This window comes from Rothia gullae, from assembly GCF_024294905.1.
Classification (GTDB): domain Bacteria; phylum Actinomycetota; class Actinomycetes; order Actinomycetales; family Micrococcaceae; genus Rothia.
Map to the genome: position 1 here is coordinate 17,772 of NZ_JANCOC010000006.1, position 9,420 is coordinate 27,191.

The 9,420-nt window shown below is 59.0% G+C and carries 9 protein-coding genes and 1 tRNA gene; 2 read left to right on the forward strand and 8 right to left on the reverse strand.

From position 1 onward, the window contains the following. Positions 1–14: 14 nt before the first annotated feature. The 8 genes from NML54_RS04960 to NML54_RS04995 form a co-directional block, all read right to left on the reverse strand. A complete protein-coding gene (locus NML54_RS04960; RefSeq protein WP_254756274.1) occupies positions 15–680 on the reverse strand; it encodes a class I SAM-dependent methyltransferase in 666 nt (221 codons plus the stop codon). A gap of 181 nt (positions 681–861) precedes the next feature. Then, positions 862–1,974: a MauE/DoxX family redox-associated membrane protein gene (locus NML54_RS04965; RefSeq protein WP_254756276.1), complete on the reverse strand. Its 1,113-nt coding sequence runs from the start codon at positions 1,972–1,974 to the stop codon at positions 862–864. Positions 1,975–2,227: 253 nt separating this feature from the next. Beyond that, entirely contained in the window at positions 2,228–3,283 is a 1,056-nt protein-coding gene (locus tag NML54_RS04970) for a ThiF family adenylyltransferase (RefSeq protein WP_254756278.1), read from the reverse strand. Then, positions 3,274–4,044 carry a thiazole synthase gene (locus NML54_RS04975; RefSeq protein ID WP_005509016.1) on the reverse strand — a complete coding sequence of 257 codons (771 nt, stop codon included), beginning with the start codon at positions 4,042–4,044 and terminating at the stop codon, positions 3,274–3,276. The genes NML54_RS04970 and NML54_RS04975 overlap by 10 nt, the downstream gene beginning before the upstream one ends. A gap of 142 nt (positions 4,045–4,186) precedes the next feature. Beyond that, positions 4,187–4,384: a sulfur carrier protein ThiS gene (gene thiS, locus NML54_RS04980; protein ID WP_254756280.1), complete on the reverse strand. Its 198-nt coding sequence runs from the start codon at positions 4,382–4,384 to the stop codon at positions 4,187–4,189. A gap of 48 nt (positions 4,385–4,432) precedes the next feature. Next, positions 4,433–5,515 (reverse strand): glycine oxidase ThiO, encoded by a 1,083-nt coding sequence (gene thiO / locus NML54_RS04985; RefSeq protein ID WP_254756282.1) that lies wholly within the window; start codon positions 5,513–5,515, stop codon positions 4,433–4,435. Positions 5,516–5,517: 2 nt separating this feature from the next. Further along, complete coding sequence (locus NML54_RS04990) at positions 5,518–6,138, reverse strand: thiamine phosphate synthase (RefSeq protein WP_254756284.1); 621 nt, start codon at positions 6,136–6,138, stop codon at positions 5,518–5,520. Positions 6,139–6,891: 753 nt separating this feature from the next. Then, a tRNA-Gly gene (locus NML54_RS04995) sits at positions 6,892–6,962 on the reverse strand. A 153-nt stretch (positions 6,963–7,115) separates the two neighbouring features. Between NML54_RS04995 and dcd the strand changes: the two genes are divergently transcribed. Both dcd and NML54_RS05005 read left to right on the forward strand, forming a co-directional pair. Next, positions 7,116–7,715 carry a dCTP deaminase gene (gene dcd, locus NML54_RS05000; protein ID WP_049362002.1) on the forward strand — a complete coding sequence of 200 codons (600 nt, stop codon included), beginning with the start codon at positions 7,116–7,118 and terminating at the stop codon, positions 7,713–7,715. A 148-nt stretch (positions 7,716–7,863) separates the two neighbouring features. Continuing rightward, positions 7,864–9,195, forward strand: coding sequence for a P-loop NTPase family protein (locus tag NML54_RS05005; RefSeq protein WP_254756286.1), 1,332 nt, complete (start codon positions 7,864–7,866; stop codon positions 9,193–9,195). The last annotated feature ends 225 nt before the right edge of the window (positions 9,196–9,420 follow it).

Consider the following 9,420-nt stretch of genomic DNA (forward strand, 5'->3'; position numbering starts at 1 on the left):
CTTTAGATGCGAGCCTAGTTCGCCGGGCGCGACAGCACCGCCACCAAAAACTCCGAAGAACCCTCCACAAACGGGTGCATCTGCCAGGACGAATAGGTGTTATCCACGTTCAGGCCAACCTCGCGGGCATCCGCCAAAAACTGCTCAAACGCATAATCACGGCCCGGACCCGAACCATAACCCACGACAGCGCGGCCACCCGGCGCCAACACGCGACGGAAATTCTCCACCACCGGCATACGAGTCGAACGAGCCAAGAAACCCATCACATTACCCGCACACACTAGCAGCTCAAAACCATTCTCTGCCGTAGCCTCACCCTCAATGCCCAGCACCTCCGGCAAATCCACCAAATCGGCAGTAATCCAAGTAGCATCCGGGCAGACGCGGCGCGCCTCCTCAATCAGCTCAGGATCAATATCCACACCCGTCACACGGTGACCCAACGCGTGCAGCTGCTTACCCACACGACCAGGACCCGAACCCGCATCAAGAATCTTCGCACCACGAGAAGCCATAGCGTTCACCAGACGAGACTCACCCGCCATATCATTACCCTCAGCCTCCATCGCCTTAAAACGGTCAATGTACCACTGAGAATGATTCGGGTTGCTCTCCTTACGGACCAGCCACAAGGACTTCTCACGCTCACCCGGAGCGTTGAAACTCATCATTGCCATAAAAACTCCTTAGACAGGGTTGGGATGCGCCAACCGCCACCAGGCAAGGTGACCGCGGCATATAAGCGGTGTGTGCGCTACGTTCTAGCATAGCCCGACCCGGCACCTGCCGGTAAAGGCAGTAAGAGCCGGACGGGGCTATCGAGGCCGCACAAAAAGCAGAGAAGCTACAGAGGAACGGTTAGAGGTGATCGCCACCAGTACTCGATGTATCCTCAGCAAGCGCCTTACGCATCTGCTCTTGACGCTCCTCCTCAGCCAGACGAGCAGCCTCAGCGAACTGCGCCTCAATATCAGCAAGCAGCTCCTCAACCTGCTCCTTACCAGCCACCGGGCCGCCAGCAATCAGACCATCAGCACCCAAAACCACAGCCAACGGCACACCATTACCGAAATTCGCGCGCGCACCAGCCTCACGGTCAATCAACGGAGTCAAACCCTCCGGCAACGTACCCGCATTACGCGAGGTCTGCAACGAATCCAGACTCGAATACACCGGATGCAACGCCACCTGCGGCAGACGCTCCTGCCACGAAGACATCGTCTTCAAAAACTTCACACAACCAGCGCAGGTCGCCGACACAAACACCAGCACACGCGCCTGATGCTTAGCCAATGCACGCATATTCGTGTGGCGACCATTCTCCAGGTACAGCGCCGCATGCGGAATCGGCATGCGAACATACTGCTCCTCGCCGTTTTCGTCATACACCGGCTCCGGCAAAATCACCTCAGCCTGCGGCTCCGGCTTTGCAAGAGCATCACCGCGGCGAACAGCCTCCAACGTCACAGCAATCAGTGCCGCACCAAAAACCCAAGTCCAGCCGCTATTACCCAGATCCAGCAGAGTCGACACAACACCCGTGCCGCCCCTCAACGCGCTCGCATGCGCACCAGCCGCCGCCAGCAACAACGTAACATTACGGACCAGCGTATAACGGCTCACCGGCGCATTCGACTCAGAACCAAAACAATTACAACCCGCAGTACGACCCGTCGCCAGCGCGCGCGCAATCACCACCGTATAAAACAGCATCAGAATCAACGCCAAACCCGAAGCAATCACAACAGGCAAACGCACCGGAGACAGCAACAGAACGGCGGCTAGGGCGATTTCGAACCACGGCAAAATCAGCGACACCGCACGGGTTGGCGCGATCTTCTCCAAACCAAGATTCTGAATACCAGTCACGGTACTCTGCGGGTCCTTCGCCTTAGCAATACCGCTAATCAACAAAGTCAACGCAACAAGTGCCGTACACAAAACAAGCGGCACAGTAGAGACGGTGAGCATAAAACTCCTAGAGTGAGTGTGCGAAAACAGGAGGCGGCAGCGGCAGTTTCTAGGCAAAGCTCTTTAGACAGGACAAACCGCGCGACGTGCCGCCGTGTTATACACGATTTTACGCCCTGCACATGGGGAAACCGTCTCTACGAGTTAAGCGGAAAGCCGTATGCGCTCTCGTTCCTACAGGGGCACCCGCCCTTGCTTCGCTTCGGGCACCCTGATGTCGCTTCCGGAAGGGATAGCTACGCCTTGTACACGCTTAGATAGCCGTGAGGTGCACCCCGTACTCGCCCGCCAGTTCCGCGTACGCCTGCACAAAGCGCTGCGCTCGCGCACCCGAGGCACAGAAAACGCCCACGCGCTGATCACGCACCGACTCAAACAGGCTCAACAACTCCGCGGGCACGTCGGTTGCCGGCAACAGCGCCCCCTCAGCGTCGTTCAGCTGCGACAACGGCACATGCAGCGAGCCCTCATGCTTCACCGACTCCTCACGCTCCGGCGCCTCACGCACATCCAACAGAACCTGCGGAACCTCATGCGCCGACAAATCCACCGGCACCACACGCGCCGGATCCGGCACCGCCCCAAACGACGTACACGTACCCGACAAGGCATCATACGTCAGCAGAGTACCCGCAGCCGTCGGTAAACCACTCACAAACTTGAGCACCTCCGTCGCCATCAGCGAACCAACCACAGCCGTCGTCGCACCCAACACCCCGGCAAGCGCACACGACTCCACCGTCTGCGGAATCGTCGGAAAAATATCACGCAAATGCGCGCCATCCGGCTCAAAAAGACTCACCGACCCGCCAAAACGCAAAACCGTGCCCCACACCAGCGGCAAACCCGCAACCTGCGCAGCATCCGCAATCAGATACTTCGATGCAAACGTATCCGTACAATCCACCACACAATCCGGTGCCGACGCGGCGAAAAGATCCAAAATCCAGGACGCATCCACATGCCGAATCGTTGTCTCAACCGTCAACGACGGGCACAAATCCAAGGCACGGCGCGCCGCAACCTCCGCCTTCGGCTCACCCACATCGGACACACCAAAAAGCGGCTGACGCTGAATATTCGACAGCTCCACCGAATCAGAATCCACAATATGCAGATACCCCACACCAGCCGCCGCCAACGCCTGCACCACCGGACAACCCAAACCACCAGCACCAATCACCAACACGCGGGTAGCCGCCACCGCATCCTGATCAAAGCCCGGCAGGCGACGCTGACGGTCCGTGCGCTCACAATCCAGACGCGCATGCTCCGGATTCACCGGGGTAGGGGAAAGGTTTACATCCACGATACAAAACCCTCCGACGGCGACGACGCCTTCGCGTGCTCACGCACCGGAATACGGCCAGCCTCACGCGCCAATGCGCCCGCCTGCACCGCAAACTTCATCGCCTGAGCCATCGCCACCGGATCCTCAGCACGATTCACCGCCGATGCCAACAACACCGCATCACAACCCAGTTCCATTGCCAGCGCCGCGTCGGAAGCGGTACCCACACCAGCATCCAGAACCACCGGAACCTGCGCGCGAGAAGCAATCAGCTCAATATTGTGCGGGTTCAAAATGCCCAGACCGGTACCAATTGGCGCGCCCAACGGCATAACCGCGGCAACGCCCGCATCCTCCAGGCGAGCGGCAGCCACCGGGTCGTCAGAGGTGTACGCGAGCACCGTGAAATCCTCGGCGACCAGCTGTTCGCAAGCGTTCAACAGCTCCACGGTGTCCGGCAGTAGGGTGTCTTCGTCGTGGATGATCTCGACCTTCACCCAGGAAGTGCCCAGCGCCTCGCGGGCGAGCATCGCAGTCATCACCGCATCAGCTGCGGTGCGGCACCCTGCGGTATTGGGTAGCGGCGCAATATTGAGCTTCTGCAGAAGCGGAAAAATAGGGGTGCCTGCGGCGTGGCGGCGCATGGCAACGGTCGTCATTTCGGTGCCGGAGGCGATGAGCGCCTGCTCGAGCAAGTCCATGCTGGTTGCGCCTCCGGAACCCATGATGAGGCGGGATGTGAAGGTGCGGTCGCCGATGGTGAGCGGTGTGAGGCTCATGAGTTCTCCTCTGTGGGAACGTCTAGATGACGGGGTTTGCAGGTTGGTGCGGGGCGCTAGGGTGCGTCCGGTTTAGGGAACAAAAACCGAGAATATCTGTTCTTTTTCGTCGTTGGGCATCTCGCCGGTTCAGGCTGGAGGATTAGCCGCCCTGAACGGCGGTGAGGGCATCCACCCTATCGCCCTCGTTCAGCGGCACATCCAGCCACGTGGAACGCGGCACGATACTGCGGTTGAGCGCCACAGCCACGCCATTTTCGGTACCGAACTGGTCCATGACAAGGTCAAATACGGTAGTGACGTTGGTGGTTAGCGGCTCGCCGTTGTAGGTGATGATCATGCGAAATCCTTTCGTGAAGGTGCCGGGTGCATCCGGTGGGGACTGTGTTTAGTGGGTGAATCGTGCCGGGTCGCACGCCTGCATGATGGGCGGAATCTCAGCCCCGCAGGCGACCTCCGCACCAACCTTGCCGGCGAGCGCAGCAAGCAAAATACCGTGGCGGAAATAGCCTGTGGATAAGAGCTGGCGGGTGCCGTCGGCACAGGTTCGGTACCCAAAGATGGGTAGGTCATCCGGGGTGCCGGGGCGGGCGCCGACGTTCGCCTCCAGAAGCTCGCACTCTTCAACGGCGGGTACGAGCCGGATTGCGTCACGTAGCAGCTGGTGTACGCCGTCAATGGCGGGTAGTGTGCGGTGGTCTTCGCGGCTGGTCGCGCCGATGCACAGCTCCCCGTCAGGGCGGGGAATGAGGTAGACGGGGCGGGAGTTCACGTAGCCGCGCACCACATGCTTGAGGATGGGGCGCGGGGCGCGCAGACGCAGAATGTCCCCGTAGACGGGGCGTAGCGGGTAGTCCCCGTGCAGTGTTGCCCCTAGTCCAGTGCAGATAATGTCGCCCGCGTCCGGGTTGGTGACTCGTTCGGTGCTGAAGGTGACGCCGCGGCGGGTGAGGGCGTCTTGGAGGGCGCACATCATGAGCCGCGGGTGTAGCTGATGGTCACTGGGGATGCTCACAGCACCGGCAATACGCGGTGCCAGGAGTGGTTCGAGGGTGCGTGCCTGCGTGGTGGTGACGGGGTCTGCGGGGCGGTTCATATCCCGGTAGTAGGTGCGGGTGCGTTGCAGGTGCTCGGCGTCGGCGCGGTCGGCTGCGACAATGAGCGTGCCGGTAGTGTCGTAGCCGGTGGGCAGGTCGGTGGCGCGGCTGAGCCTCTCCATGAGGGAGGGGTAGGCGTCGGCGCTGGCGGTCATGAGCGGGAAGAGCGCATCCTGCTGGAATTGCACTTCTGCGATGGGCGCGAGCATGCCGCCGGCGTAGTGGCTGGCGGCGGGGTAGAGTGCCGTGCCGTCGTCGGCGGTGCCGTAGCTGCTGGTTCCGGCGTCGATGAGGTGCACGCTCTCGCCGCGTTCGGTGAGCTCAAACGCGGTGGTGAGGCCAATGATTCCGCCGCCAATGATGGTGATGGTCATGGTTATGCCTTCAGTGCGGGGTTGTCGACGAAAGCGCGGACCATGGCGATTCCGGCGACCCCGGTGGTGCGGATGGCGGGGCAGTCTTCGGGGGCGATGTCGCCGATAGCTACGGTCGGTACGGCGGACAGCTCGGCAAGTTCACGGAGCCCATCAATGCCGAGGGGCGGACGGTTGGACTGTTTGGTGGGGCTGGGGCGGAACGGCCCGGTGCCAATGTAGTCGATCAGGTGCGCGATTTTGTTGGACTCTTCAACGAGCTGCCGGGTGCCGGTGGTCAGACCGATGACCGCGTCGGTGCCGAGGAGGGCACGGGCGTCGGCTACGGGCAGGTCGTCTTGACCGATGTGTACGCCGTCAACGCGCACGCCGCGGGCACGCAACGCGAGGGCGACGTCTACACGGTCGTCGATGAGGAGGGTCTGGTGCGGCTGGATGATGCCAGCGATAGCTTCGGCGAGCTGGTAGAGCTCGCGCGCGCTGATGGGTTTGGACCTGACTTGGATGCAGGTGGCGTGTTTGGCTGCCCGGACGGTTTCGAGGGGGTTGTCGCCTGTGACGAGGTAGAGGTTCAGGTCGAGGGGGCGTGCGGGGGTGGTGTAGGGGTGCGTTTCGCGGGTCATGCTGGTCTACGATTCGTCGTCGAGTAGATATTTTTGAGAAAATTCTCTCATTGAATTTCTGTGGTTAGGTTAGCACAACTGTGTGGTGAGTTGAACATCCTTCAAGCTTTTGAGGCGCGCGCTTGGCTCGCTATACACTTCCTTCGCTCCTACAGAGGCACCCGCCCTCGCAGAGCTCGGGCACCCTGATGTCGCTTCAGGAAGGTATAGCTGTGCTGCGCGCTCGCATGGTTGCGCTGGAACCTTCTTGCCGCGAGCCCTCTGGGAGGTGCCCTAACCTCCCATACGGACTCACCACCGCACCCAAATACCTATCTTGTTTCCCGGTGAGCTGTCTGCGGTGCCTCACCCCAGCATTCCCTTCCCCGCCTCCGCGCACACTCTTCCCAAGCCGAGGGCCCGCGGTTCGTTCCCTGCCGCACAGCCGCACCCTACCTCGCACCATAGGGAGGGGGGAGAGAAGTAAGGGAGAGGTCGGTATGTTCCGTCGCGACTTCAGGGTATCCGACGCGAAGCAAGGACGGGTTCCCTGCAGGAGCAAGGAACATACCGCCTCGACCCGTCCAACCGAGCCCAACCACCGCATCCAACCTAAAAAATAAAGCCCCACGACGAAGTCCGGGGCTTTTGGAGCGGCTGACGGGCTGTAAGGCGGAAATCCCGAGCGCGCGAGGGAATGTATTTCCGCCTGGAAGCGATTCCCGCTTCAGACGCGGAAAAAGCCTCCTACCGTGAAGTAAGAGGCTTGAGGAGAGCGGCTGACGGGAATCGAACCCGCGTATCAGGCTTGGGAAGCGTGGGCTCTACCATTGAGCTACAGCCGCATCTTTTCCAGTGTATCGCGTTTGCTTGTCGGGCGTGAAATGTGTTGCGGCTGTTTGTGCGCGGGGTGTCGGGGTTGAAATGTGATGTAGGACTGTGTGCTGGGGCTGGTGGATGTCTGCACGTGGGTGGTGTTTGCCAGGTATCCTTTAAGCGTGCTTATTTCAGATCGCGATATTCGTCAAGAGATTGCTGATGGGCGCATCGTTCTTGAACCGTTCGATGAGTCGATGATTCAGCCTGCAAGTGTGGACGTGAGGATTGATCGTTTCTTCCGTCTGTTCGATAACCATAAGTACCCGCATATTGATCCTGCTCAGCCGCAGGAGGATTTGACGCGCCTGGTGGAGGTGGCTCCTGATGAGCCGTTTATTCTGCACCCGGGTGAGTTTGTGTTGGGTTCTACGTATGAGAAGGTGACGTTGCCTGATGATGTGGCTGCCCGTTTGGAGGGTAAGTCGTCGTTGGGTCGTCTGGGTTTGTTGACTCATTCTACGGCTGGTTTTATTGATCCTGGTTTTTCTGGGCATGTGACGCTTGAGTTGTCGAATATGGCGACTTTGCCGATTATGTTGTGGCCGGGTTCTAAAGTTGGTCAGTTGTGTTTCTTCCGTTTGAGTAGCCCGACTGAGCATCCGTATGGTTCTGGTGCGTATGGTAACCGTTACCAGGGTCAGCGTGGCCCGACTGCTTCGCGTAGTTATTTGAATTTTCATCAGACGATGATTCCTGCGGATGGTTCTGTGGAGTCTTAGTCTTTCCCACTTTGGGGTGCGCCCACTTTGGGGTGCGGGTGCGCAGGCTGTGTGTTTGTGCGCCCGCGTGGGGCGGTTTTTTCGCCTGTTGTGCTAGTGCGTTCACTCGCGTGCGGGTTTTTATCTCTCACTCTTTAAGGATTTTTTGATGAATCTGAAGCCTGTTGTTCTGCGTGTTGCTGGCGCGGAAGTTTCTTTGTATCTGATTGATATGTCGGACTCTTTTGTGGAGCGTTTTAAGAAGGCGTGGGAGCCTCTTGCTCCGGAGTTTTTTGATGCTCCTGATGAGGCGTATGCTTCGTTGTCTCGTTTTGATCAGGTGATGCTGGTTCATACGCAGACTGATGAGTCGGTGATGGATTTGGCGAATCCGTTGATGGGTTCGTTTGATAAGGTTTCGACGCTGCGTGTGGCCGATGATGATTCGGGTATGCAGGATCTGACAAGCCGTATTACGTTGGCGATGATTGAGCAGCTGGTTGGTCGCGGTGTGATGTTGCATGCGGCTGTTATTGGTGACCCTGAGTCGAAGCGCGCTGTTGCGCTGGTGGGTGTTTCTGGTAGCGGTAAGACGACTGCGTCGCGTTTCTTGGGTTCGAAGTTTGCGTATCTGACTGATGAGACTGCAATTATTTCAAATGAGGGTGTTGTGTCGCCGTATCCGAAGCCGCTGTCAGTGATTGTTGACCCGAATGCGCCGAAGGATCAGCAGAACCCGGTGGATTTGGGCTTGAACGTGGTTGATTGTGATGACCTCAACTATGAGCTGTCGCGTATTGTGTTCATTTCTCGTGATGAGTCGGCTTCGGAGCCGTATTTTGAGCGTGTTCCGCTGCATGAGGCTTTGGTGTTCTTGAGTGAGCAGAGTTCGGGTCTGGCGCGTCACCCTGAGGGTGTTGTGTCGCTGGCTAAGCTGGTGGAGCGTTGCGGTGGCGTGTGGCGCCTGGTGTACTCGGAGGTTGAGGATACTTTGCCGCTGGTTCAGGATCTGCTGAATGGTGGTGAGCTGCCGAACGCTGATGAGGTTGAGAAGCTGGAGAAGTACATGGTTGAGGATCACCTGCCGGGTGTGTTCTTGAACGGTACGATTGCGGTGTCTCGTATGCCCGGTACTTCGGGTGTGCGTGTGGGTGAGGACGGCCCGTTCTTGCTGCTGTGTGACACTAAGCTGAATGAGCTGTCTGATTTTGCGGCTGAGTGCTGGCTGCAGGCTGAGGGCGACATTTCGTATGATGACCTGTTTGCGCGTTTGGCTGAGATCTTTGAGGGTCTGCCTGCGGAGGCGTATGACGAGAACTTGAGCGCTATGGCGGCTGGTTCGATGCTCTGGGTTCGTGCGATTGATGATCCGCTGATTGATGACGCGACCTGGGCTCAGATAACGAGCGATGAGGTTCTGGATGAGGAGGAACAGCAGATTGCGCTGGATTCCTCTGAGGATGCTGTCTTTGATGATGAGGATGACGTGGTGGAGGACTAACCACCGCGGCTTACTGACACGGCTCTCTGGCGAGGGTCCCTGAGCTCCGCTTAATAGGCACTGCTCGATAGGCACTGCTTAAGCACAAGGGAGGGGCGGGGTGAATATAATTTTTGTTACCCCCCCCCCCCGGGGGTTTTTTGAAGGTGGCGTTGGGGGGGGTGGGGTTGGGGGGTTTTTTTTTGGGGGGGGGGGGGGTTTTTTGCCCCCCCACCCCGAACCGGG

What these genes read in the sequence shown, in the direction of transcription:
- thiO (WP_254756282.1), bottom strand. Translation starts at nt 5,515, where the DNA reads ATGACCATCACCATCATTGGCGGCGGAATCATTGGCCTCACCACCGCG.
- NML54_RS04965 (WP_254756276.1), bottom strand. Translation starts at nt 1,974, where the DNA reads ATGCTCACCGTCTCTACTGTGCCGCTTGTTTTGTGTACGGCACTTGTT.
- NML54_RS04990 (WP_254756284.1), bottom strand. Translation starts at nt 6,138, where the DNA reads ATGACCCGCGAAACGCACCCCTACACCACCCCCGCACGCCCCCTCGAC.
- NML54_RS05005 (WP_254756286.1), top strand. Translation starts at nt 7,864, where the DNA reads ATGAATCTGAAGCCTGTTGTTCTGCGTGTTGCTGGCGCGGAAGTTTCT.
- NML54_RS04975 (WP_005509016.1), bottom strand. Translation starts at nt 4,044, where the DNA reads ATGAGCCTCACACCGCTCACCATCGGCGACCGCACCTTCACATCCCGC.
- thiS (WP_254756280.1), bottom strand. Translation starts at nt 4,384, where the DNA reads ATGATCATCACCTACAACGGCGAGCCGCTAACCACCAACGTCACTACC.
- NML54_RS04960 (WP_254756274.1), bottom strand. Translation starts at nt 680, where the DNA reads ATGGCAATGATGAGTTTCAACGCTCCGGGTGAGCGTGAGAAGTCCTTG.